This is a genomic window from Flavobacterium flavigenum (assembly GCF_027111255.2).
Taxonomy (GTDB): Bacteria; Bacteroidota; Bacteroidia; order Flavobacteriales; family Flavobacteriaceae; genus Flavobacterium; species Flavobacterium flavigenum.
On the sequence record NZ_CP114285.2, the window covers coordinates 2,934,453 to 2,958,409 of the forward strand.

25 protein-coding genes are annotated in these 23,957 nt (G+C 34.3%); 17 read left to right on the plus strand and 8 right to left on the minus strand.

The window, feature by feature from the left end; translation table 11 throughout:
- Nucleotides 1-128 precede the first annotated feature (128 nt).
- From OZP09_RS12020 to OZP09_RS12040, 5 genes are all read left to right on the plus strand, one after another.
- A complete protein-coding gene (locus OZP09_RS12020; RefSeq protein ID WP_281309450.1) occupies nt 129-731 on the plus strand; it encodes a hypothetical protein in 603 nt (200 codons plus the stop codon).
- 685 nt (nt 732-1,416) lie between these two features.
- Nucleotides 1,417-2,184 (plus strand): hypothetical protein, encoded by a 768-nt coding sequence (locus OZP09_RS12025; protein ID WP_281309451.1) that lies wholly within the window; start codon nt 1,417-1,419, stop codon nt 2,182-2,184.
- A gap of 114 nt (nt 2,185-2,298) precedes the next feature.
- Nucleotides 2,299-3,828, plus strand: a complete 1,530-nt coding sequence (locus OZP09_RS12030; RefSeq protein WP_281309452.1) for a bifunctional GNAT family N-acetyltransferase/carbon-nitrogen hydrolase family protein — start codon at nt 2,299-2,301, stop codon at nt 3,826-3,828.
- Between the two features lie 282 nt (nt 3,829-4,110).
- Entirely contained in the window at nt 4,111-4,458 is a 348-nt protein-coding gene (locus OZP09_RS12035; RefSeq protein WP_281309453.1) for a hypothetical protein, read from the plus strand.
- Nucleotides 4,459-4,467: 9 nt separating this feature from the next.
- Entirely contained in the window at nt 4,468-6,879 is a 2,412-nt protein-coding gene (locus tag OZP09_RS12040) for a M28 family peptidase (protein WP_269233942.1), read from the plus strand.
- Nucleotides 6,880-6,932: 53 nt separating this feature from the next.
- On the opposite strand, the gene OZP09_RS12045 is transcribed toward OZP09_RS12040, so the two are convergent.
- The gene (locus tag OZP09_RS12045; protein ID WP_269233943.1) at nt 6,933-7,328 is read right to left on the minus strand and encodes a rhodanese-like domain-containing protein; all 396 of its coding nucleotides are present in this window, start codon (nt 7,326-7,328) and stop codon (nt 6,933-6,935) included.
- Nucleotides 7,329-7,474: 146 nt separating this feature from the next.
- Here OZP09_RS12045 and OZP09_RS12050 point away from each other — a divergent pair, with 146 nt between their 5' ends.
- The 12 genes from OZP09_RS12050 to OZP09_RS12105 all read left to right on the plus strand — a co-directional run bounded on the left by OZP09_RS12050 (nt 7,475) and on the right by OZP09_RS12105 (nt 20,038).
- Nucleotides 7,475-8,377, plus strand: coding sequence for a LysR family transcriptional regulator (locus tag OZP09_RS12050; RefSeq protein WP_269233944.1), 903 nt, complete (start codon nt 7,475-7,477; stop codon nt 8,375-8,377).
- Nucleotides 8,362-8,811: a GNAT family N-acetyltransferase gene (locus OZP09_RS12055; RefSeq protein ID WP_269233945.1), complete on the plus strand. Its 450-nt coding sequence runs from the start codon at nt 8,362-8,364 to the stop codon at nt 8,809-8,811. The genes OZP09_RS12050 and OZP09_RS12055 overlap by 16 nt, the downstream gene beginning before the upstream one ends.
- A gap of 78 nt (nt 8,812-8,889) precedes the next feature.
- Complete coding sequence (locus tag OZP09_RS12060; RefSeq protein WP_269233946.1) at nt 8,890-9,705, plus strand: NAD-dependent epimerase/dehydratase family protein; 816 nt, start codon at nt 8,890-8,892, stop codon at nt 9,703-9,705.
- A gap of 113 nt (nt 9,706-9,818) precedes the next feature.
- Nucleotides 9,819-10,295 (plus strand): methylated-DNA--[protein]-cysteine S-methyltransferase, encoded by a 477-nt coding sequence (locus OZP09_RS12065; protein WP_269233947.1) that lies wholly within the window; start codon nt 9,819-9,821, stop codon nt 10,293-10,295.
- Between the two features lie 161 nt (nt 10,296-10,456).
- Complete coding sequence (locus OZP09_RS12070; protein ID WP_281309454.1) at nt 10,457-11,170, plus strand: 3'-5' exonuclease; 714 nt, start codon at nt 10,457-10,459, stop codon at nt 11,168-11,170.
- Between the two features lie 81 nt (nt 11,171-11,251).
- Complete coding sequence (locus tag OZP09_RS12075; protein WP_269233948.1) at nt 11,252-12,337, plus strand: winged helix DNA-binding domain-containing protein; 1,086 nt, start codon at nt 11,252-11,254, stop codon at nt 12,335-12,337.
- A gap of 175 nt (nt 12,338-12,512) precedes the next feature.
- A complete protein-coding gene (locus OZP09_RS12080) occupies nt 12,513-14,585 on the plus strand; it encodes a prolyl oligopeptidase family serine peptidase (protein ID WP_281309455.1) in 2,073 nt (690 codons plus the stop codon).
- A 120-nt stretch (nt 14,586-14,705) separates the two neighbouring features.
- Complete coding sequence (locus OZP09_RS12085) at nt 14,706-16,145, plus strand: nucleoside recognition domain-containing protein (protein WP_281309456.1); 1,440 nt, start codon at nt 14,706-14,708, stop codon at nt 16,143-16,145.
- 18 nt (nt 16,146-16,163) lie between these two features.
- Nucleotides 16,164-16,910: a hypothetical protein gene (locus tag OZP09_RS12090; protein ID WP_281309457.1), complete on the plus strand. Its 747-nt coding sequence runs from the start codon at nt 16,164-16,166 to the stop codon at nt 16,908-16,910.
- A gap of 71 nt (nt 16,911-16,981) precedes the next feature.
- Complete coding sequence (locus tag OZP09_RS12095; protein ID WP_269233953.1) at nt 16,982-18,586, plus strand: fumarate hydratase; 1,605 nt, start codon at nt 16,982-16,984, stop codon at nt 18,584-18,586.
- Between the two features lie 75 nt (nt 18,587-18,661).
- Nucleotides 18,662-19,228: a Crp/Fnr family transcriptional regulator gene (locus OZP09_RS12100; protein ID WP_269233954.1), complete on the plus strand. Its 567-nt coding sequence runs from the start codon at nt 18,662-18,664 to the stop codon at nt 19,226-19,228.
- Between the two features lie 69 nt (nt 19,229-19,297).
- Complete coding sequence (locus tag OZP09_RS12105) at nt 19,298-20,038, plus strand: SDR family NAD(P)-dependent oxidoreductase (RefSeq protein ID WP_281309458.1); 741 nt, start codon at nt 19,298-19,300, stop codon at nt 20,036-20,038.
- Between the two features lie 127 nt (nt 20,039-20,165).
- Here OZP09_RS12105 and OZP09_RS22665 read toward each other — a convergent pair whose 3' ends face one another.
- The 7 genes from OZP09_RS22665 to OZP09_RS12135 form a co-directional block, all read right to left on the minus strand.
- Nucleotides 20,166-20,381 (minus strand): IS3 family transposase, encoded by a 216-nt coding sequence (locus tag OZP09_RS22665; protein WP_432419431.1) that lies wholly within the window; start codon nt 20,379-20,381, stop codon nt 20,166-20,168.
- Nucleotides 20,342-20,998, minus strand: a complete 657-nt coding sequence (locus OZP09_RS12110) for an IS3 family transposase (RefSeq protein ID WP_281309427.1) — start codon at nt 20,996-20,998, stop codon at nt 20,342-20,344. Before OZP09_RS12110 ends, OZP09_RS22665 begins: the two co-directional genes overlap by 40 nt.
- On the minus strand, nt 20,998-21,525 hold the full coding sequence (locus OZP09_RS12115; RefSeq protein WP_269235004.1) for a helix-turn-helix domain-containing protein: 528 nt from the start codon (nt 21,523-21,525) through the stop codon (nt 20,998-21,000). The genes OZP09_RS12110 and OZP09_RS12115 overlap by 1 nt, the downstream gene beginning before the upstream one ends.
- A gap of 127 nt (nt 21,526-21,652) precedes the next feature.
- Entirely contained in the window at nt 21,653-21,994 is a 342-nt protein-coding gene (locus tag OZP09_RS12120; RefSeq protein WP_269233957.1) for a hypothetical protein, read from the minus strand.
- Nucleotides 21,995-21,997: 3 nt separating this feature from the next.
- Nucleotides 21,998-22,426 (minus strand): hypothetical protein, encoded by a 429-nt coding sequence (locus tag OZP09_RS12125; RefSeq protein ID WP_269233958.1) that lies wholly within the window; start codon nt 22,424-22,426, stop codon nt 21,998-22,000.
- A gap of 46 nt (nt 22,427-22,472) precedes the next feature.
- A complete protein-coding gene (locus OZP09_RS12130) occupies nt 22,473-23,129 on the minus strand; it encodes a CoA transferase subunit B (RefSeq protein ID WP_269233959.1) in 657 nt (218 codons plus the stop codon).
- 90 nt (nt 23,130-23,219) lie between these two features.
- On the minus strand, nt 23,220-23,921 hold the full coding sequence (locus OZP09_RS12135) for a CoA transferase subunit A (RefSeq protein WP_269233960.1): 702 nt from the start codon (nt 23,919-23,921) through the stop codon (nt 23,220-23,222).
- Nucleotides 23,922-23,957 lie beyond the last annotated feature (36 nt).

A 23,957-nucleotide genomic window follows, 5' to 3' on the forward strand; every position in this document is an offset into this window, starting at 1 on the left:
TGGCGAGTCTCAAAAATTAGTCGGTTATGAACTATTTACTTTCGGTTGTAACTGTTTGTAACCGTTTGTAAATGGAAATTAATTAGTATATTTGAGTTAGTGGCTAGACCTCCGTAGAATAAGCAAATATGAAGAAAATTAAAACAATAGTATTAATGGGTATATTTTCAACACTTTTTAGTTGTAATCAATCAAATAAAGAAACTAACCTAAAAGATATAGTTGTAGTTTATGATGATGAAGATAGTTTTAAAGATATTGATTTATCAATTATAAGTGAAGAAAAAACAAAGGACAAAAATATCTATATAGCAAAAGGGCTCTATAAAGGAAAAACCGTCGGATTAAAATTTGAAATTAATACGAAGTTACCAAAAGGCTTAACAGAAAATGGACTTGATAAAAACGGCTTTATTAAAAATGCTTTGCAAATAAAATCAATCGGAAATGAAAGTGATGAGTTTTTAAAAGCAATTTCAGAAACTTATGGATTCCCAGATTATAAAAACTTTAAAAATTCTATTTCAGTTCCAACTCTCTTTTCATTGAATAAAGAAAATGTTGATTTAAACAAAAATGGAGAATATCGTTTTAAACTTTTTTTTGAAGAAGATAGTGCTGAAAATTATTGCGAAATTTTCTTTAATATTAGCACTGACAAAAAGATTATTGGATTACACGAAAAAGACGAAGAATATAGAAAATCATTAATTAAAGTATTTACCAATTAATGCCCAGCCACTAACCGCTAGTAAGCAATAGTCGGAAATTAGGCTGAATTTAATGATAGTTTTGTATTTGTAAAATAGTGATTAACCGAAATATTACGCTTACTTAACCCCGACCATCGCCTACTAGCCAAACGTTGTTCGTAATATTCTGAAAAACAATTTAAAATAAATAACAAGAAGAAGAAGTGACCAAAATTCCTACACCAACAATAATTTTATCTTCCATATTAATACTTTTACTTTTAACATCTTGTGAACGTTTTCAATAGGCAGCAATTATAAATGATTCCAATAAAAATTTAACAATAAGAATAAAATATAATTCTGACCCAAGAATTGAAATTGTAAAACTAGAGCCTAATGAACAATATGAAATAAGAAGTGGAAATATTCGTAAAAAGCCAATTTTTGAAGGAATAGAAGAAATAGAAATTTTAAAAAATGACACTTTGCTATTAAAGACAAAAAGTATGTTTTTAGATGAATTATTTTCAACAGCTCAAGATAAAGGAATTTATGAATTAAGAATTCAATAAAACCTCGCAAAACAATTTCAATAACAGATTTAGACTAATTATCGAGTAGCTTTTGTATTAGGGATGATTAAGCAAATCGAAAAATAGTAATCAATTTATTATAGATTCTCTAAGTGTTAAAACTTCAACAAAATTGTTAACCCAAATTCATGAAAAATATAATTCAAATTATTTTATTATTATTTTCCAGTTCACTACTTGCCTGTGTTTGTGATGACAATCCAATAACAGAAAAATATATAGAATCTGATTTTGTTGCTAAAATTAAAATCACAAAGAATTATGAGAATGAAGATTCGGAAGAACTTTATAAAACAGAATTTATAATTACGGAGCTTTTTAAAGGCGAAAATTTAAAAGCAATTTATGTTGCAGGGAGAAGCGATGGAGATATGGGAAGTTCCTGTTCTATATTTATTCCCGAAAATACTGAATTAATTGTTTATGCCCGAAAAAATAAGGATGGAAAATATATAATAGGAATGTGTTCAGGATTATTGTATCTCAATAAAACCAATCTTAAAAATCAAAAAAGAGAATTAGAAATATTAAAAACTTTTAAGTCAAAAAAAATAATTTTTACCGATAAGATAAATTACCGTGAAAAAAATTATAGCGAAAATAAAGATATTGGCACCGATTTAAAGCAATTTAGAGGTATTGAAACTAATAAAGAATATGGAATTTATGAAATTACTTTCGATACAAATTTGACAATTAAAGATGTTTCGGAAATTAGTGGTTTTGGAAATCAAATGGATCAAAAATTAATTGAAATTATTAAAAAAAGCAGTTGGACGAGTAATGATAACGGAATAAAAGATAAAGTTCCCGAAAATAGTAAGCTGATAATTGGAATATATTTTTATGCAAAAGAAAAAAATAGTTTGAGTTTTTTAAGTACATTTTATTTCTAAAAATAACTGGGTTTCTATAGCTGAAAGTTGTTCTTTCACGAATAAAATCTTATCTTGAGAAGACAACTCAATTCACTTTATCGCGACACTAGCGTTCAAACAAAATCACAAAAAATGCAGACAAAAATCAACAAAGTAGAATTACGAAATTTAAAATTTGAAGATTATAAAGAACTCAAAAACTCTATGGTCGAATCTTATCCGGATATGGCCAATTCGTATTGGAGAGCAAATGATATTGAAAGATTGCTTTCTATATTTCCAGAAGGTCAACTGGTAATTTTGGTAGATGGCAAAGTGGTTGGCTCTGCATTATCCCTTATTGTTGATGAAAAATTAGTAGACAAAAGGCACAATTACAGGCAGATTGTTGGAGATTACACCTTTTCTACCCATAATCCGGATGGGGAAATTTTATATGGAATTGATGTTTTTATTCATCCTAATTTCCGAGGATTACGATTGGGCAGACGTTTGTACGATGCAAGAAAAGAATTGTGCGAACAGCTGAATCTGAAAGCTATTGTTTTTGCCGGAAGGATTCCGAATTATGCGCAGCATTCTAAAAAAATGACACCAAAAAATTACATCGACAAAGTAAAACACAAAGAATTACACGATCCAGTGCTTTCATTTCAGTTGAGTAATGATTTTCACGTTTTGCGGATTATCAAAAATTATCTGGAAGGAGACGAAGAATCCAAAGAATTTGCGGTGCTTTTAGAATGGAACAATGTCTATTATGATGAAAGTCCAAAGCTGATCAATCTCGAAAAAAGTGTAATTCGTCTGGGTCTTGTACAATGGCAAATGCGTCAACTGAATAATCTGGAAGAATTTTTCGAACAGTCTGAATTTTTTATTGATGTCGTTTCTGGATATGGGAGCGATTTTGCGCTTTTTCCGGAACTTTTTATTGCGCCTCTGATGGCCGATTACAATCATTTATCAGAAGCAGAAGCCATTCGGGAACTTGCCCGCTATTCTGACCCGATCAGAAAGCGTTTTCAGGAATTGGCTATTTCATACAACATCAATATCATTACCGGTAGTATGCCTTACTTAGAAAATGGTAATTTATATAATGTTGGTTTTTTGTGCAAAAGGGATGGGATTTCTGAAATGTATACCAAAATTCACATTACTCCAAACGAAGTCGTACATTGGGGCATGAAAGGAGGATCCCAATTTAAAACTTTTGATACCGATTGCGGAAAAATAGGAATCCTGATTTGTTACGATGTTGAATTCCCGGAACTTCCAAGATTACTCGCAGATGAAGGCATGAATATTCTTTTTGTTCCTTTTTTGACCGATACACAAAATGGTTACACCCGTGTCAAACATTGTTCGCAGGCACGTGCGATAGAAAATGAATGTTATGTGGCCATTGCAGGCTGTGTTGGGAATCTTCCGAAAGTAAATAATATGGATATTCAATATGCGCAGGCGGCAGTATTTACACCCTCTGATTTTGCTTTTCCGAGCAACGGCATCAAAGCCGAAGCCACTCCAAACACAGAAATGACATTGATTGTAGATGTGGATTTGAATTTACTAAAAGAATTGCATGAGCATGGAAGTGTACATATACTGAAAGACAGGAGGACAGATTTATATGAAATAAAGAAACTGAATCCTTGAAAAAATACGCTTAAATATACACGGAAACTTGTCATTCCGTAGGAATCTCTATGCGAAAAGATTTAGCAATGTTGAGATTCCTACGGAATGACAAACGTACGGGTTATTTGTTATTAAATAAAAAACCATACCCCAATAATTAGCCCTGATAGAGTCGGTATCCTCGTAACGGAGTGAAGAGATATAGGCGAAAGCAGGAATCCATGACAACAGATACAAAACATTAATTCGCTCAAAATAAAACAAATCAAGTTGCCCTATTTTCAACTTAAAAACTAAATAATGAAAACATGCCTCGAATGCGCTGAGAAAATTGTAGGCCGGGAAGACAAAAAATTCTGCTCAGACAGCTGCCGTAATGCCTACAATAATAAAATAAACAAGGACAGCACAAATTTTATGCGGAATGTAAACAACAAGCTGCGTAAAAATTACCGAATTTTGTCTGAATTAAACACAGAAGGAAAATCTAAGACAACCAGGGAAAAAATGCTCAATAAAGGTTTTGATTTTGATTTCTTTACCAATATCTTGCAGACCAAAACAGGTAACACCTACTATTTTCTATACGATCAGGGATATCGGTCTTTGGACAATGATTATTTTATGCTCGTAAAAAAAGAAATTTAATACCACAATATGAAAAAAAATCCTACTTCAATTCTGGCTTTCTTAGGAGTCTTAGGAATTCTGGCCATCATTTATGCCTCAATGATGCCGCAGTATATCTCTAAAGATGAAGAAGCGCTTGCTGAATTCTCAACTGAACGAGCACTAAATCAGGTTCAGATTATAGCCCAAAAGCCCCATTTTGTTGGCTCAACCAATCATGAACTAGTTGCCAATTACCTTAAACTCGAACTAAACAGAATTGGTCTCGAAACCTCGGTTCAGGAAGGTTTTACCCTGAATGACAAAGGTCTTTTGGTAAAATCTAAAAATATTCTGGCCCGTATAAAAGGAACTGATAGTTCAAAAGCCCTATTGTTGCTTTCGCATTATGACAGCGCACCGCATTCTTTTTCTAAAGGAGCAAGTGATGATGCCTCGGGAGTTGCCACAATACTTGAAGGTGTTCGAGCCTTTTTATATGCCAACGAAAAACATAAAAACGACATCATAATCCTTTTTTCTGATGCTGAAGAATTAGGTTTAAATGGCGCCTCCCTATTTGTCAATAAACACCCATGGGCAAAAGATGTTGGACTTGTCTTAAATTTTGAAGCAAGAGGCTCTTCTGGCCCAAGCTACATGCTGATGGAAACCAACAAAGGAAACGAAGGACTTGTAAAAGAATTTTCGAATGCCAAAACAAAATATCCTGTTTCAAACTCCCTGATGTACAGCATATACAAAATGCTTCCAAATGACACCGATTTAACCGTTTTTAGGGAACAGGGAAACATTCAGGGTTTCAATTTTGCTTTCATCGATGGCCATTACAATTACCACACGCAGCAAGACGATATTCAGCATTTAAACAAAACTACATTAACACATCAGGGATCATATTTGATGCCGCTTTTAAAATACTTTTCTAATATTGATTTAAACTCTACTCACTCCACAGAAGACAATGTCTATTTTAATGTTCCGTTCGGATTCTTTATAAATTATCCTTTTTCATGGGTTTTCCCAATGAGCGTTATTGCTTTAGGACTGCTTGTTTTTTTTATTTTCGTTGGAAAAGTAAAACATCTCATTTCTTTCAGGGAAATTTTTAAAGGATTTGTTCCTTTGTTAGGCTCCATAATAATTGCAGGTTTGGTAACCTTTTTGGGATGGAAAATCATTCTGCAGATTTATCCGCAGTATTCTGATTTACTAAACGGCTTTACCTACAATGGGCACGCGTACATTGGAGCATTCGTAACACTTAGCATTGCGATTTGTTTTGCTTTTTACCATCATTTTTCTGAAGAAAAAATTACGATGAATCATTTCGTAGCTCCGTTATTGTTATGGATTATCATCAATATTGTTTTAGCCAATCAATTAACGGGAGCAGGCTTCCTGATTATCCCGGTGTATTTTGGAGTTCTTTTATTGGGAATTTTTGTCTTCACGCATCATTACAGCGTTGGGTTGAATTTATTATTCAGTATTCCGGCTCTGGCAATCGTAGCACCGTTTATTGTGATGTTTCCAATTGGTTTAGGTTTAAAAATCCTTTACGGAAGTGCCGTACTAACTGTTTTACTTTTCGGATTGCTGCTTCCTGTATTTGGATCTTTTGTAAGAAAGGGAATCTGGACCATGCTTTTCTTTATCCTGTCGATCAGCTTTTTTGTATATGCGGGTGTAAATTCAGATTATGAACCTGGAAAAGCAAAATCAAACAGTTTATTATACGTTTATAATGCCGACACAAATTCTGCGGTATGGACTACTTATGATACTAACCTCGACGACTGGACTAAATCATATCTTGGGAATATGAATCAAAAAGCAGTTGGTTTGAACGGTCTTCCAATAGCCAGTAAATACAACACCCCTTTTACTTACAGTGCTGTTGCTCCTAAAATAGAAGTTCCAAAGCCAACTATTTCCTTTGTAAGAGACAGTTTAATAGGAAGCAAAAGATATCTTAAAATAAAAATTACACCAAACCGTAAAGTCAACCGTTACGATATTTATGCCAATCCAAAAATGTCTTTTTATAATTTTAAAGCCAATGGCGTTTCGGCTTCCGGACAAAAAGGAAATCTTTTGGAGAGAAAGGACAGCAAAATTTTATGCTACTATGTCGTAGGAAACGAACCTCTTGTAATGGAATTCATCATCAATAAATCATCTGTTTTTGATATGGATATGATTGAAAGCTCTTTCGATTTAATGACCAATCCGTTGTTCAATATCAAACCAAGAAGCAACTGGATGATGCCAACACCTTTTGTTCTGAATGATGCTATTTTGGTTCAGCAGAAAATAAAACGATATTCACCGCCGGTAAAACCTATAGAAACTGCTCCTGTAACTGACAGTACAACCGTTAAAATAGATAGTCTGACACCTGTAATGAAAATTAAGAAAGAAGTCATCAATCAATAGTGATTTCTAAAAAGAAAAGGCAGACTTATCAAAAACAGTCTGCCTTTTTATATTTAACAGGCACATTCAATCTTAAGTCCGCCTTTCACTCCTTCTGAGCCTTCAGTTGCATATCCGTCGAGCTTCCACCACTCCAGTCCGCCAATTAATTCTTTCACTTTAAACCCGAGTCTCACCATATTTAAAGCTCCTTTTGTCGAAGCATTGCAGCCAATTCCGTCGCAATAGGTCACGTATAAAACATCTTTATCCAAATGCTGTGTGGTTTCTAAATTCATATCCCGATGAGGAATATTAATTGCGTTCGGAATATGTTCTTTCTCATATCCAAAAGTTCTTCGGGCATCGATTACAACTATTTTCTCACCATTGTTCAGGGCTTCAAATAAATCTGAGGGATCCATTTCAAAGGCCAGCTTATTTTCGTAATGCTTAATTTGTGCTTCCATTATTTTAGTATATTAAAGTTTTTGTTTTTCAAAATTAGAATGGTTTACATTCTTATAAAAACGAAAAGAATTCATGCAGAACATTACTTTTTTTCATACAAAATCCAATCTAAAATTTTGTTTCTTTGTTTATAAATCAATGGGAAATGGAAATACGCCACTTAAAACTGATAAAAGCAATTGTTGAAGAAGGAAGCATTACCAAAGCTATCGACAAACTTCATTTGACACAATCGGCATTGAGTCATCAGCTGAAGGAAGCAGAATATCAATTGGGAACTGCCATTTTTCTTCGAACCAATAAAAAACTGGTTTTGACCAAAGCCGGCGAAAAAATCTACGATCTCGCCAACGAAATCCTGAACAAACTCACAGAAACCGAAAACCAAATCAAACAGATGGTTTATGGTGAACATGGCGAAATCAGGATCAGTACAGAGTGCTTTTCAAGTTATCACTGGCTTCCATCGGTTTTGAAGCAGTTTCATCTTTTGTATCCGAATGTGGAGCTGAAAATAGTGATTGAAGCAACTCATATTCCGTTGCAGAAACTTTTGGACAACACCATTGATATCGCCATTATAAGTGATCCGATTAAAGACAGCAATATAAAATACACCGAACTTTTTCAGGATGAAGTGATGATGGTCGTTTCTGAAAATCATACCTGGGCAGATAAAAAGTACGTTGTTGCAGAAGATTTCATCAATGAACATCTGATTATTCATTCGCTGCCGATGGAAACCGTTACCATTCATCAGTTTCTTTTGGCTCCAGCCAAAGTGACTCCGAAGAAAATAACCCCAATGCCTTTAACAGAAGCGTCTTTGGAAATGGTAAAAGCCGATATGGGGGTGATGTCAATGGCAAAATGGGCCGTTCAGCCTCACTTGAAATCCAGTCCGATCAAAGCAATTAAAGTTGGGAAAAATGGCTTAAAGAGAAAACACTTTATCGCCACAAGAGCGAATGAACATTATCCGGACTATTTCAATCATTTTATCAGCTTTCTACAAACCGAAATCAACCTCCAATGGAATATTCAATAAGAAACTGTGAAATAAACGATCTGCCAAAATTAGTTGTTCTCTGTCAAAAACATGCAGAATTCGAGAAAGCCGATTATGATCCTGAAGGAAAAGAAGAAGGCTTGAAAAAAGAACTTTTTAATGAAAATCCTAAATTGTTTTGCTTAGTTGTTGCTGCAAAACAAACAATCGTTGGTTATGTATCCTATACTTTTGATTTTTCAACCTGGGATGCTTCGACATTTCTGTACATGGATTGCCTGTTTCTCGAAGAAGAAGTCCGAAGTTTCGGAATTGGCGAAATTTTAATCGAACAATTAAAAGAAATCGCAATCAAAAATAAATGTGTAAATATTCAGTGGCAAACACCGGAATTCAACACAAGAGCCATTAAATTTTACAATCGAATGGGCGCAAAAGGAAAAGATAAAGTGAGATTTACTTTAACTTTGTGAAAAATTTAATTTCGCAAAGACGCAAAGTTTTTTCACAATCTTTGCCACTTTGCGAGATTATTAATTAAATCTCAAAAAATGACAAAAATAAGCATATTAGGCTGTGGATGGCTCGGACTTCCTCTGGCAAAAAGACTAATCGAAAAAGGAAATTCAGTAAACGGATCCACAACTTCAGAAAACAAACTTCCGATTTTAAAGGATGCGGGAATAAATCCGTTTTTAGTTACGCTTGAAAGCGAAAGTGTTTCTGAAAACATCAATGCTTTTTTAGCGGAAAGCGAAGTCCTGATTATTGATATTCCACCAAAACTGAGAGCGGTCAATCCGGATTCTGAAAAGAAAGTTTTTGTCGAAAAAATCAAAAACCTGATTCCGTTTGTAGAGAAATCATCAGTCAAAAAAGTGCTTTTTATAAGTTCAACTTCGGTTTATGGAGATGAAAATGATTTGATAACAGAAGAAACAACTCCAAATCCCGAAACTGAAAGTGGCAAACAATTGCTTTTGGCAGAGGAAATGCTGCAGAAAAATCAAAATTTTAAAACCACTATTCTGCGTTTTGGCGGATTAATTGGTAAAGATCGTCATCCTGTTACTTCGTTATCAGGAAAAGAAAACTTAGCAAATGCAGATGCTCCCGTAAACCTGATTCATCAAAACGATTGCATCAACATCATCGAAGAAATTATAAACCAATCAAAATGGAATGAAGTCTTTAATGCATCAGCACCTTTTCATCCAACCAGAAAGGATTATTACACAGAAAAAGCAAAAGAACAAAACCTAATTTTGCCAAATTTCAGCGCTGAAAAATCGAATAGTAGAAAGGTTATTTCAAGCAAGAAAATTGAAACCGTTTTGGATTATCAATTTAAACTGGAAAATTATTGAACCGTATAAGTTATATAAGTTCATATAAAGCAAATTTGCATAAAGCTTAACTGAACTTATATAACTTATATGGTTAAAAAAACATTTACGAACTTTGTGTTTAAACTAAATTCATGGAAACAGTTTATATCAATTCGCCTCTCGGTATCACCAAAATTATTGGTGATACAAATGGTATTTCAGTAATTTCTGTTTCTGATGTTGGTACAAATGAAATCTCAGAGACAATTCCCGAAGTTTTAAAAGATGCTGTTTCACAGTTAGACGAATATTTCAAAGGAAAAAGAACTGATTTCAATTTAAAACTAAACCCAAAAGGAACCGAATTTCAACAGAAAGTCTGGAAAGCTTTACTCGAGATTCCATACGGAAAAACAGTAAGCTACATGGATCAGACTAAAAAACTCGGAGATATAAAAGCGATTCGGGCTGTAGCATCTGCAAATGGCAAAAATCCGCTTTGGATTGTCGTTCCATGTCATCGGGTTATTGGCACTAACGGCTCCCTTACGGGTTACGCCGGAGAAATATGGCGCAAAAAATGGCTTTTGGAACATGAAAGCCCGACTGCACAGCAAAGTTTGTTTTAGTTTGCCACGAATTTCACTAATTTGCACGAATTAAAAAAATCCTAAATTAAAATTCACCGATAATTTATTGTATTACAATTCTTATATTATAATCAAATTAGTGTACATTTATTTTAAAAAAGAATTAGCGTAAATTCGTGAAATTCGCGGCAAAAAACATTATGATTGAAAAAATAAACCTCAACAACATTTTATTTCTTGATATAGAAACTGTTCCTGAAGAAGAAAACTTCAATTCGCTCGATCCGGAAATGCAGTCCCTTTGGGATTTAAAAACGCAATACCAACGAAAAGAAGAATTTACCCCTGAAGAATTTTACGATCGTGCCGGAATCTGGGCAGAGTTTGGAAAGATTATTTGTATTTCGGTTGGATATTTTACAATCAAAGGAGATATTCGGAATTTCAGGGTAACTTCTTTTTTTGGAGAAGAAAAAAAAATCCTGAAAGACTTTAATAATCTGCTGAACAATCATTTCAATCAGCCACAGCATCTTTTATGCGGACACAATGCTAAAGAATTTGATATACCATTTCTCGCACGCCGAATGATTATCAACCAGATTGCAATTCCGGACAAACTGAATTTATTCGGTAAAAAACCATGGGAAATTCCGCATCTGGATACTTTAGAATTATGGAAGTTTGGTGATTACAAACACTTTACTTCTTTAAAATTACTAACCAAAATTCTTGGTGTTCCTTCTCCAAAAGGCGATATCGACGGAAGTCAGGTAGCACATGTCTATTATGTAGAAAAAGACATTGACCGGATTGTAACCTATTGTGAAAAAGATACGATTGCTGTCGCACAGATTTTCCTTCGTTTACGGCGTGAAGATTTATTGATTGAGGAAGAAATTATTCATGTATAGTTTATTTTGAGTTACTAAGGTTTTGAAACGCAAAATTTAAATGAACTTACATAACTTACATGGTTAAAAAAAACGTTTCAAATGACACACTACGAAATTTCAAATCTTAGGCTTGCTTCCCAAAAATTGCACAAAACCAATGCTTGTTCGCCAGAGGAAATTGTCAGGCATCTTGGTGCCATGCAGGCTCAGGATTATGCAATGGCTAAATGGGCGATTTGTTCCCGATGTGATGCTACTGAAAAAGAAATCGATGAAGCCATTAATTCCGGAAAAATAATCCGTACCCATATTTTACGTCCAACCTGGCATTTGGTTGCTGCCGAAGATATTTACTGGATGCTTGATCTTTCCGGACCACAGGTCAAACGCATTATTCTTGCCGAAACGAAAAAATATGGCTGTGACGAAAAAGAATTTGGCAAGATCAACTCAGAAATAGAAAAAATACTGGCCGGAAACAATCATTTAACCCGGGAAGAAATCATAAATGAATTGAATGTCAAAAAGTTTTCAGGCGATTATAAATTAAGTCCTGTTCTGATCATGATGTATGCAGAATTAGATGGTTTAGTCTGCAATGGCAAAATGAAAGGCAAAAAAATGACGTATGCCTTACTGGAAGAAAGGGCTCCTAAACCAAAAAGCAAATTAACCAAAGAAGAAGCTTTAGCTAAACTTGCAAAACGTTATTTTAAAAGCCGTGGTCCGGCAACAGTCGCCGATTTTTCACACTGGTCCGGTTTTTCTGCAACAATTTGCAAATCCACTATTAATGCAATTTCATTGCAATTGAACAGCATCACTATTGATAATCAGCAATTTTGGTTCGGAAAAGATCACCCTAATCCAGATAATTTCCCCGAAAGCGTACATTTTCTCGCAGCCTTCGATGAGTATTTAATCTCGTATAAAAACCGCGAATCTTCCATTTTATTAGAGCATCAACCAAAAGCTTTTACCAAAAACGGCATTTTTAAACCTACAATTGTAGAAAACGGAAAAGTAATCGGAACCTGGAAAAGAACCATCAAAAAAGATCACGTCAAAATTGAAACCGACTTTTTTAATCAAACCGAAATGAGCAAAAAGCAACTACTTTTTGAAGGATTAAAATCTTTTGAAAATTATCTGGAAACGAAAATTTTTATTGAACAAAATTCATAATGATTGAAGTAACTTACTTGTTTTAACTGCGAAACTACTTTTGTAATGCTCTTTTATAATGAATACAATTGTTAAGATTTAACTCTTTCAGAATGGTTTGTTATATTTGAATTAAAATAGTAAAGCTTTTAATTATATTATATCCTAACGAACTACTTACAAAAATAAATACTAAATGAAAAAATCAATAATTGCATTTTTATTCCTCTTTACTAATATCTACACTATGACCGCTCAGGAAGATCCTTATTTATGGCTGGAAGAAGTTGACGGAAAAAAAGCATTGGATTTTGTTGAAAAAGAAAACAAAGCCACGTTAGACGTTCTTACTAATCAAAGTGAATATCAGGATATCTACACTAAAAGTCTTGCTGTTTTAAACGATACAGATAAGATCGCTTACCCAGGAGTTTTTGGGGATTATATTTATAATTTTTGGCAAGATAGCGAGCATGTTAGAGGGATTTGGCGCAGAACAACAAAGAAAAGCTACTATACTAAAAATCCTGTATGGGAAACGCTTTTAGACATTGATGCTTTGAGCAAACAAGATAATATTAAATGGGTTTATAAGGGTGCGCAAGGTTTGTATCCAAAGTATGACCGCTTCTTAGTAAGCCTTTCTAATGGAGGTGGTGATGCTGTTGAGGTTAAAGAATTCGATGCAGTTACCAAGAAATTTATTCCAAATGGATTTTCACTTCCAGAATCTAAAAATAGTGTCAGTTACTTTGATGCAAATACTTTAATTGTCGGAACCGATTTTGGCGAAGGAAGCATGACCTCTTCTGGTTATCCAAGAGTTGTTAAATTATGGAAAAGAGGAACCAAATTATCTGAAGCAAAAACAATATTTGAAGGAGATGTTGCCGATGTTTCGGATAATGGATACTTAATTCGGGATGGTGAAAAGAGTTATCTTTTTATTGGAAAAGGAGAAACATTTTACACCTCAAAATCTTTTGTAATGGTTAACGATAAATTGGTAAAACTGGATATTCCTGATGATGCTAATTTTAGCGCAATATTAAATAATCAGGCAATAATCAATTTAAAATCAGACTGGACAGTTAATGGTAAGACCTTCAGGCAAGGTTCTGCTATCAGCCTCAATTTTACTTCATTATTAAAAGGAGAAAAAGACTTGCAGCTTATTTATGAACCGGATGCTTACAGTAGCATTTCGGAAATTTCAAGTACCAAAAACTTTTTGTTACTGAACATTTTAAACAATGTAAAAAGTGAGCTTTATTCTTATTCTTACACAGATGGTACATGGAAAAGAGCCAAAACCAATGCTCCTGAATATGGAACAATCGAAATCGTGGCAACTGATGAATTTAGTGATGACTACTATTTTAATTATCAAAACTTCCTCACTCCTACTTCTTTATTTAGTGCTAATGCAAAAAACAATACAGTTCAAAAGGTAAAATCCCTTTCTGCATATTTTGATGGTAGCAAGTATAAAGTGGAACAATTTAAAATGAAATCGAAAGATGGTGAAATGATTCCATATTTTGTGATTGCGGGAAAAAATATTAAATATGACGGAAATAATCCAACTCTACTAAACGCTTATGGTGGATTTGAAGTTTCAGAACAACCTTTTTATTCTGGCGTTATCGGTCAAGCCTGGTTAGACAAAGGAGGCGTTTTTGTATTAGCAAACATTCGGGGTGGTGGAGAATTTGGACCAAAATGGCATCAGGCAGGATTGAAAGAAAAAAGGCAAAACATTTACAATGATTTTCATGGAATTGCCGAAGATTTAATTGCAAAAAAAATTACATCCAGTAAACATTTAGGCATTATGGGAGGCAGTAATGGTGGATTACTTATGGGAGTTGCCTTTACCCAGCGTCCTGATTTATACAATGCAGTTGTATGTCAGGTTCCGTTGTTAGATATGAAACGTTATAACAAATTACTAGCCGGAGCAAGCTGGATGGGTGAATATGGAGACCCTGACACTAGTGATTGGGATTTTATTAAAAAGTATTCACCTTATCAAAACGTAAATAAAGACACAAAATATCCCGAAGTATTTTTTATGACTTCTACCAGAGATGATCGTGTTCATCCTGGTCATGCGAGAAAAATGGCTGCTAAAATGATTGATATGGGTAATAAAATTTACTATTACGAAAATACTGAAGGCGGACATGGCGGCTCTTCAACCAACGAGCAAAGAGCTAAATTTTATGCTTTATATTATTCTTATTTATGGAAAAAATTAAAAGTATAATCCATATTAACGAATAGAAAACATTTACCGCAGATTGTCAGATTATTTAATTTAAAATCTACTAATCTGCGGTTTATTATTTTCTTTTAAAATAATTACATTTACAAAAAAATATAATTTATGGTATTAAGCAGATTTTGGTTGACGATTTTTATTTCTTCAATTGTCTTTATTGTGGTGAGTTTATTTACTGCGAATACTTATACGATTGATTCTGTTTTGAATGGAAAGAAAGATGATCCCATTTTGGTTTCTGAAAAATACATTGAACAACTTCCTGCTTTCATCAAAGACAGTATTAAAACTGCTCCGGACCATACCATGATTGTAAATCGTGATACGCTAAATGCCGACACGACTTATGTTTACAAAAACAAAACTGTAAAAATCTACAGCGGTCTTCAAAAATCAGATGGTTTATTACCAACCTGTAAAAGCACATTGCTTGACTTAATTCTTCCATTGATTGCTTATCTGGCTTTCTTCTGCGGATTAATGGAACTCCTAATCGTTTCAGGAGCTTCAGGAAATTTAGCTAAGGTGCTGAGTCCGGTATTTGTAAAAGTATTTCCGAGTATTCCTAAAAATCACCCTTCGATATCGTATATGACCTTAAACTTTGCTGCAAATTTCTTAGGACTAGATTCCGCAGCAACACCATTCGGCCTCAAGGCCATGGAAAGTTTACAGGAAATAAACCCCGAAAAAGATAAAGCGAGTGATGCACAAATTATGTTTATGTGCCTTCACGCTTCGGGTTTAACTTTGATTGCGACTTCGATAATTGGGTATCGTGCTGCAGCCAACGCCAGCAATCCTGCTGATGTAATGCTGCCTTGTATTATTACATCATTTATCGGAACAATCGCTGCTTTCCTTATTGTAGGTGTGAAACAAAAAATCAATTTTAAAAGTGCTTCGCTGCTTATTGGCTTGATGACTTTAATTGCGGCTATTATTGGATTATTGATGTATGTGAACCATTTGGATTTAATCGGGAAAAACTATTTCACTTCTAACCTTTCTGGATTAATATTAATTGCAATAATCGCTTTCACTCTGATCTTTTCATTTATCCATGAAAAAAAATTCAAAGAAGCCGAAACGACTGTTTTTGACACTTTTGTAATAGGAGCTAATAACGGCGTTAAAACCGGAGTTACGATCTTTCCTTACGTTTTAGGGATGTTAGTTGCCATTTCGTTATTCAGAAATAGCGGTTTGTTCGAAATTATCAGTGATGCCATTGGATTTATCTTTTCGAATATGGGCGTGAGCAAAGAAATCACGAATGCCTTGCCTGTAGCCATGTTGCGCCCTTTCAGCTCTGCAGGATCACGTGGATTTTTAATTGATTCGATGAATACTTTTGGCGCCGATTCTTTAACTGCCAGATTGAGCAGTATTTTCCAGTGCAGTGCCGAAAGTACGTTTTATGTAATCGCGGTTTACTTTGGATCGGTAAATATCAAAAATACACGCTATGCTCTTGGTACAATGCTTTTGGTGGATTTGATTTGTGTCATTACGGCAATTTTTGTGGCAACTTGGTTTTTTTAAAATTTGACGATTTTAAATATGAAAATTAAATATCTTTTTATTTTTATCCTTTTAGCAAGCTGTCAAAAAGAACAGAAAAAAAATCTGATTTCAGATGTAAATCCTTCTGAAACAACAGAAATTCCTTCCATTTCAGATAAAAGAGAAACCGAAGAAAAAACATTACGAACAGATACCATTTTTCTTTCAAATGAAAAAAATGCCGAATTCACTCATATTCTGGCAAATTTGACAGAACTGAAAGCAGATAAAGACAGTATTTTAACCTCTAAATTCAGGCTTGATTTTTATAAGGATAAAACCAAAATCGCCTCTTCCAGAATCACAATTACCAATTACGAAAAAGGTGCTGAATGGGGCGGTTCATCCAGTTTAACAAATTTATCAGGAAAAAATTCTTCTTTTATACAAATCGGTTTTGGGTATCCTGCCTGCGGATATACACATGAAAATTATTTGTACTATCTGAAAAATCACGATTTACAGCTTGTTCATCAATGGCAGTCAATGTCAGACAGCGGTTGGGGAACGTGGACAGAATTTGTAAGCGAAGCATCAGGAAACGACCCTGAAAGTTTTTATTGCAAAACGGTTTCATTTGAACCCGGTGATGATGATAATGAAGATTCCGGAATTGTTAGTTATTCTGATTCTATTTCTTTTTCACTAAAAGGAACGCAATGGAAAAAGAAACTTCTTTCAGCAAAAGACAAACCTTATTTTGAAAAAAAGATGACCTTCAATGAGTTTCATAATCAACAATAAAGTTGCTAAACGTATATAATTCAAATTCTTTCTTAGGTAAATAATTTTTAACTTTGCCAAAAACCTAAGAAATGATTGATTTTATATACCAGGATCCTTATCCTATCTTAAAAGATGAGACACAATACCGCAAAATTTCTTCAGATTTTGTAAAAGTAGAACAATTTGGAGAACGTGAAGTTTTAACCGTTGATCCAAAAGGATTAGAATTATTAGCCGAAGAAGCCTTGACAGATGTTTCGTTTATGCTGAGAACAACACATTTGCAAAAATTAAAAAACATTCTGGATGATCCGGAAGCGACCGACAATGATCGTTTTGTGGCTTACAATTTACTTCAAAATGCTTCGGTTGCTGCAGAAGGACAATTACCAAGCTGTCAGGATACCGGAACTGCAATCGTGATGGCCAAAAAAGGTGAAAACATCTTTACCGGTGTTGACGATGCTGAATGGTTAAGTAAAGGAATTTTCAATACGTACCAAAAACGCAATTTAAGATATTCGCAGATTGTGCCAATTTCGATGTTTGAAGAAAAGAATTCAGGTTCGAATCTTCCGGCACAAATTGATATTTATGCTAAAAAAGGAACTTCATATGAATTTCTATTCATGGCAAAAGGAGGCGGATCTGCCAACAAAACCTATTTATACCAACAAACAAAATCATTATTAAACGATAAATCGCTGGATGCTTTCATTCGTGCAAAAATCAAAGATTTAGGAACTTCAGCCTGCCCTCCTTATCATTTGGCTTTGGTCATTGGCGGAACTTCTGCGGAAGCAAATCTGGCTACAGTTAAAAAAGCATCTGCAGGTTATTTCGACAATCTCCCTACTACAGGAAACATGTCAGGTCAGGCATTCCGTGATTTAGAATGGGAAGAACGTGTTCAGAAAATCTGTCAGGAGAGCGAAATCGGGGCTCAGTTTGGCGGAAAATATTTTACGCATGATGTTCGTGTCATCCGTTTGCCTCGTCACGCTGCTTCCTGTCCGGTTGGATTAGGGGTTTCGTGTTCTGCTGACCGAAACATCAAAGGAAAAATCACCAAAGACGGAATCTTCGTTGAACAATTAGAAGTAAATCCTAAACAATTTTTACCGGAAACCGCACCGCATCTGGAAGCTCCGGTTGAAATTGATTTAGATCAGCCAATGGCAGATATTTTAGCAAAATTATCCCAATATCCAATCAAAACCCGTTTGAAATTAAACGGAACTGTTATTGTAGCCCGTGATATTGCACATGCAAAAATTAAAGAATTATTGGATGCCGGAAAACCAATGCCGGAATACTTTAAAAATCACCCTGTGTACTACGCCGGACCTGCAAAAACTCCTGAAGGAATGGCTTCGGGAAGTTTTGGACCAACAACTGCAGGACGTATGGACGTTTATGTGGATGAATTCCAAAAACATGGCGGAAGTATGATCATGCTCGCAAAAGGAAACCGAACCAAACAAGTTACAGATGCCTGCAAAAAATATGGCGGATTCTATTTGGGTTCTATCGGAGGCCCTGCCGCTATTCTGGCTCAGGACAATATCCTGAAAGTTGAAGTCGTTGATTTTGAAGAATTAGGAATGGAAGCCGTTCGAAAAATTACCGTAAAAGATTTCCCTGCTTTTATCATTACAGATGATAAAGGGAATGACTTTTTTGAGAATTTGTAACTTTTGAAATAATTTAAAATACCGTAAATTCATCTTTTTAATTTTTGAATTTACGGTATTTTCATTTTTAGAACTATGAATCAATTACTTACTATATTTAATTCTGTCCTCCCTATTTCAGAAGAAGAACAAAACTTCATGAAACAGCACTTGTTTATTGAAACATTGAAAAAAGGAGAAAAATACTGTGAACAGGACAAAGTCTGTAGAAAAATTGGTTTTGTTCTCGAAGGTGTTTTAAGAGTCGTTAAAACAGATTCAGACGGAAATGAATTCATCCCCTACTTTACAAGCGAAGGTCATTTTGCAGTAGCAATGGAAAGTTTTACCGATAAAGTTCCTTCTGATGAATCGGTTGAAGCCTTAACAAACTGCTCTGTGGCGACTATAACCAGTGAGGCTTTTGGCTTATTTGAAAAAGAAGTCACTAATTTCTCAAAAATAGTGCATCAGCTAAAAGAGAAAGCATTTATCGAAAAATTCAAAATGAAAAGTGAAATGCTGGTCGATGATGCCGAAACCAAATACGCCAAACTCCTAATCAGACAACCTTCCATCATTCAGCGTGTTCCTCAAAAACAGATTGCATTATTTCTGGGCATAACGCCACATACGTTAAGCAGACTAAGGGCAAAAGTTTGATTTCTTGCCTTATGTCAACTTTTTTGTTTTTTCTTCACTCTACTTTTGCTCCTGTAAAACAGTAAAGAAATGAGCAAAGTAAAAAATAAGGTAACTGTTGTTACCGGAGCATCAAAAGGAATTGGTGCCGAAATTGCATTGGAAATGGCAAAGGAAGGCGCAAAAGTTGTTGTAAATTATTTATCTGATAAAAATGCTGCTGAAGCTTTATCGACAGCCATTATTGAAAATGGAGGTACATCCATAACCATTCGGGCAGACGTGACCAAAAGTAAAGATGTCCAAAGATTATTTGAAGAAACCCATAGAAATTTCGGAAAAGTGGATACCTTGATCAATAATGCAGGTATTTACAAATTTGAACCTTTGGAAATGGTTACCGAAGAAGAATTTCGCCGTCAGTTCGACAGTAATGTTCTGGGAACAATTTTACCAATTCAGGAAGCTTTGAAATACTTTAATGAAAATGGCGGGAGCATTGTTAATATCAGTTCGGTTGCCAGCATAAAAGCCACTCCCTTCACGGTATTATATTCTGCCACAAAAAGCGCTGTTGATTCAATTACCAGAACATTATCAAAAGAATTAAGCGGAAAAAAAATCAGGGTCAATTCCATTTTACCGGGTCCGACTGAAACGGATGGAAATCGTGTTTTAGGAACCGAAATGGAATCCTATATTGTGGCTAATACTCCATTGGGAAGAATTGGACAGCCAAAAGACATTTCAAAACTTTCTGTTTTTCTAGCTTCTGATGATGCTTCCTGGATTACAGGACAAAAAATAAGTGTTTCTGGGGGATTTGATTGATTTCAAATTTTTGACTTTCATTTATCTAAGAAATGATTTTTTTAGCATTACAAAAATTGGAATCTAAGGTTTTTAATAATAAAACCGCAATAATAGACTGCACCCAAAAGTTTAGACAAATTTATAATTAATTTTGATAATGATGAGCTCGATATTGTATCGGGCTCATTTTGTTTAAATTTGACTTGATTCTTTCTCTATTGTAATAGATAATATAATTTTCGATATCTTGTTTTAATTGACTTATAGAACTGTACTTTTTAAGGTAAAACAATTCGGATTTTAATATCCCGAAGAAGTTTTCTATAATCGCATTATCCAGACAATTCCCTTTTCTGGACATACTCTGTACGATTCCTTTTTTTTCAATAAATGCTGGTATTGTTTCATTTGGTATTGCCAGCCTTGATCAGAATGTAAGGTCAAATTAGTATTGTTTGGTATTTTCTTAAATGCTTTTTTTAACATCACGACCACTTGACTAAATACGGGTCGTTCCGCTAGCTCATAACTGATAATTTCTTGGTTGAATAAGTCTATAATAGGCGATAAATATAGTTTTTTTCCTGATACATTAAACTCGGTTATGTCGGTTGCCCATTTTTTATTTGGAGCTTCTGATTTAAAATTGCGTTCCAAAATATTAGGTGCGATTTTGCCCTGTTCCCCTTTATATGATTTATATTTCTTTATTCTAATAATGCTTTTTAGCCCTAATAGCTTCATCAATCTGAAAACTGTTTTATGATTGATAGTTATCCCTTTATTGTTCAATTCGTCGGTAATTCTTCTATAGCCATAACGACCTTTGTGCTTGTGATAAATGGATTTTATAAATTCTTTTATGATTTGATACTTATCCACAGATTTGTTTTGTTTTTCATAGTAGTAAAAACTGCTACGTGCCATATTAGTACGATTCAAAAGTAAATCTAAATCATATAAATGCCTTAATTCCATTATGGCTTGCGCTTTTTGGCTGCTTCTTCGGCTTGAATTAAGGCTTGTAGCTTTTTTAGCAAATCGTTCTCACAGCGCAGGGCTTCAATTTCCAAGAGAAGTTCTTCTTCCCTGGATAATGGCTTGTCTGATTTGCGTTTTTTACGTTTGAAATTGCTCATAGATTTGGGCCTGCCTTTGGGTTTTGGTTGTAATGCTTCAACTCCAAAGTTAGCAAAATCTTTTTGCCATTTTAACAGAATAGCTGCATCGGCAATATTAAACTTCACCGAGGTCTCGCGTAAGGAAAGTGATTCTTTTTTAATGGCTTTTAGAACCTTTAACTTAAAATCAACCGTATAATTATGATTCCTTCTAGGTAATAAGCCGTCTTTGCCGTATGCTTTATAAAAAGCTACCCATTTACGGATATTGGACTCGTCCAAACCCTTCAATCTTGAAACATACACGTTCGAATAATGTTTCTTTAAAACTAATTCTACACATTCTAACTTAAATGCATAATTGAATTTTACTTTTCTGTTCATAAAAAATGCCCCAAATAGTGTCTAACTTTTTGGGGCATGTTCATAAGTCGGTTTTATTATTAAAGTATAGTGTTATTGAAGTTATCAATAAAATGCTATCAGAGTGAAATAATTTAAAACTTATAGCTTAGTTATTTAGCATTTTTGATAGAATCAATTTATTCAAGTCAAACCAACGTTCATCATCACTGATAGGGATAATAACATTTTCGTTTTGATCATTACTAAATTTTTTTAAGACGATATCAATAGAATTATCAGTATAAAAGAACAATATAAAGTCAACAAAAACTAATAAATAAGCAGATTTACTCATCTGAAAAGCTGAATACATTCTCTTAAAATTATCGGTTTTATTTTCAGGCTTTATTATACATAAATCATAAGATGGGAATTCATTAATGATTTCAGCAGATTTCAATAAAATTTTCTGTTCAACTGATAAATTTTCATTTAAAAATTCCCTCAATTCTTATTCAATTTTATTAGGAAGTTTAAAATTTTCATTGGTTTGATGTTTCGAAATAGATAAACGCCAAATCAAGGAATAAATGAATAATTTGAAAAGTGTTGGGTTTAATTTTTTACAACAGATAAAATCTTGCACTCCTAGTTTTTGCAATAAAAAGTCTTCAGGAAAATTTTGATAATTACGAAGTTTATTGAAAAATCTAGCAAAGTAAGTTTCCAGGACTTCAAATCTTTTTTCACAAGTTGAGCATAATATGAAATCTTCTTTAGGAATAGAATATATTTTTCTAGACTTTCCATTTTTATAAATTTGTTCTGCGTGATTTCCTATATCTGAAATAAACAATTCTTTTCCTAAAAATTTTGAAACTATATGGGAATTTTTTTTATCCGCGCCCTTATTATTGCAAAGTCTACAATTCGTTAGCATAAATTTCAAAAATAAAAAAGTAACTTATATATTAATTCTAGAAACTTTAAATTGCCATCTCAGGAATTTCTCCTTCAATAATCAAATCAGCTTCGGTTGAAGCAATGATGTGTTCAACAGAAACACCTGGCGCTCGTTCTAAGAGCTTAAAACCTTTTTCTGTTACTTCGAGAACAGCAAGTTCCGTTACGACCTTTTTAACGCATCCTACGCCAGTTAATGGCAGAGTGCATTTTTTAAGGATTTTGGATTCTCCTGCTTTGTTCACGTGCATCATCGCAACAATGATATTTTCAGCGGAGGCCACCAAATCCATAGCACCTCCCATTCCTTTTACCATTTTACCCGGAATTTTCCAGTTGGCGATATCACCATTTTCTGAAACTTCCATCGCGCCCAAAATCGTCAAATCCACTTTCTGGCTTCGGATCATGCCAAAACTAAAAGCAGAGTCAAAAAAACTCGCACCCGGAAGCGTTGTAATAGTTTGTTTCCCAGCATTAATAATATCAGCATCTTCTTCTCCTGCAAATGGAAAAGGCCCCATTCCCAAAACTCCGTTTTCACTTTGAAACTCCACTGAAATATCATCTCTTACGTAATTCGCCACCAAAGTCGGAATCCCTATACCAAGATTAACAAAATAACGGTCTTTAACTTCTTTTGCAATTCGTTTTGCTATATCTTCTTTAGTAAGTCCCATATTTAAAATGTGTCAATTTGTAAATGTGCCAATTAGATAATTTCAAAACATGTAGTAAGGAATTATCTAATTAACAAATTATCTCATTATCTAATTCTTCTGTCTTACGGTGCGCTGTTCAATTCTCTTCTCAAATTTTTCTCCCTGAAAAATACGCTGTACCATTATGCCCGGTATATGAATTTGATTCGGATCTAAAGTACCAACCGGAACCAATTCTTCGACCTCAGCAATCGTAATTCTTGCAGCACCTGCCATGCAGGCATTGAAGTTTCTGGCTGTTCCTTTGAAAACCAGATTTCCAGCCTCATCCCCTTTCCATGCTTTTACAATGGCAAAATCGGCTTTAAAAGCTTCTTCCATAATATGCATTTTTCCGTTGAACTCACGTATTTCTTTTCCTTCAGCGACTTCGGTTCCGTAACCTGCGGGAGTAAAGAAAGCAGGAATTCCGGCCTGGGCTGCACGGCACTTTTCTGCCAAAGTTCCCTGTGGTGTGAGTTCAACCTCCAATTCGCCCGATAACATCTGACGCTCGAACTCTGCATTTTCGCCTACATAAGAGGAAATCATCTTTTTGATTTGTTTCTTCTGAAGAAGCAATCCTAAACCAAAATCGTCAACACCTGCATTATTGGAAATACAAGTTAAATCTGAAATCTGGGTTTTAATTAAGGCTGCAATGGTATTTTCGGGAATTCCGCAAAGACCAAATCCGCCAAACATAATGGTCATTCCGGATTGGATACCTGTTATAGCTTCCTGGACATTGTTTACTTTTTTTGTAATCATAACAAACTGTCTTTATTACTGAGTAGTTTTGATAAA

Coding starts and splice junctions, on each gene's coding strand:
- OZP09_RS12020 (WP_281309450.1), top strand. CDS start 129: ATGAAGAAAATTAAAACAATAGTATTAATGGGTATATTTTCAACACTT.
- OZP09_RS12110 (WP_281309427.1), bottom strand. CDS start 20,998: ATGGAATTAAGGCATTTATATGATTTAGATTTACTTTTGAATCGTACT.
- OZP09_RS12135 (WP_269233960.1), bottom strand. CDS start 23,921: ATGATTACAAAAAAAGTAAACAATGTCCAGGAAGCTATAACAGGTATC.
- OZP09_RS12125 (WP_269233958.1), bottom strand. CDS start 22,426: ATGCTAACGAATTGTAGACTTTGCAATAATAAGGGCGCGGATAAAAAA.
- OZP09_RS12095 (WP_269233953.1), top strand. CDS start 16,982: ATGATTGATTTTATATACCAGGATCCTTATCCTATCTTAAAAGATGAG.
- OZP09_RS12090 (WP_281309457.1), top strand. CDS start 16,164: ATGAAAATTAAATATCTTTTTATTTTTATCCTTTTAGCAAGCTGTCAA.
- OZP09_RS12035 (WP_281309453.1), top strand. CDS start 4,111: ATGAAAACATGCCTCGAATGCGCTGAGAAAATTGTAGGCCGGGAAGAC.
- OZP09_RS12080 (WP_281309455.1), top strand. CDS start 12,513: ATGAAAAAATCAATAATTGCATTTTTATTCCTCTTTACTAATATCTAC.
- OZP09_RS12040 (WP_269233942.1), top strand. CDS start 4,468: ATGAAAAAAAATCCTACTTCAATTCTGGCTTTCTTAGGAGTCTTAGGA.
- OZP09_RS12045 (WP_269233943.1), bottom strand. CDS start 7,328: ATGGAAGCACAAATTAAGCATTACGAAAATAAGCTGGCCTTTGAAATG.
- OZP09_RS12070 (WP_281309454.1), top strand. CDS start 10,457: ATGATTGAAAAAATAAACCTCAACAACATTTTATTTCTTGATATAGAA.
- OZP09_RS12085 (WP_281309456.1), top strand. CDS start 14,706: ATGGTATTAAGCAGATTTTGGTTGACGATTTTTATTTCTTCAATTGTC.
- OZP09_RS12130 (WP_269233959.1), bottom strand. CDS start 23,129: ATGGGACTTACTAAAGAAGATATAGCAAAACGAATTGCAAAAGAAGTT.
- OZP09_RS12105 (WP_281309458.1), top strand. CDS start 19,298: ATGAGCAAAGTAAAAAATAAGGTAACTGTTGTTACCGGAGCATCAAAA.
- OZP09_RS12030 (WP_281309452.1), top strand. CDS start 2,299: ATGCAGACAAAAATCAACAAAGTAGAATTACGAAATTTAAAATTTGAA.
- OZP09_RS12025 (WP_281309451.1), top strand. CDS start 1,417: ATGAAAAATATAATTCAAATTATTTTATTATTATTTTCCAGTTCACTA.
- OZP09_RS12060 (WP_269233946.1), top strand. CDS start 8,890: ATGACAAAAATAAGCATATTAGGCTGTGGATGGCTCGGACTTCCTCTG.
- OZP09_RS12050 (WP_269233944.1), top strand. CDS start 7,475: ATGGAAATACGCCACTTAAAACTGATAAAAGCAATTGTTGAAGAAGGA.
- OZP09_RS12100 (WP_269233954.1), top strand. CDS start 18,662: ATGAATCAATTACTTACTATATTTAATTCTGTCCTCCCTATTTCAGAA.
- OZP09_RS22665 (WP_432419431.1), bottom strand. CDS start 20,381: ATGTCCAGAAAAGGGAATTGTCTGGATAATGCGATTATAGAAAACTTC.
- OZP09_RS12115 (WP_269235004.1), bottom strand. CDS start 21,525: ATGAACAGAAAAGTAAAATTCAATTATGCATTTAAGTTAGAATGTGTA.
- OZP09_RS12065 (WP_269233947.1), top strand. CDS start 9,819: ATGGAAACAGTTTATATCAATTCGCCTCTCGGTATCACCAAAATTATT.
- OZP09_RS12055 (WP_269233945.1), top strand. CDS start 8,362: ATGGAATATTCAATAAGAAACTGTGAAATAAACGATCTGCCAAAATTA.
- OZP09_RS12075 (WP_269233948.1), top strand. CDS start 11,252: ATGACACACTACGAAATTTCAAATCTTAGGCTTGCTTCCCAAAAATTG.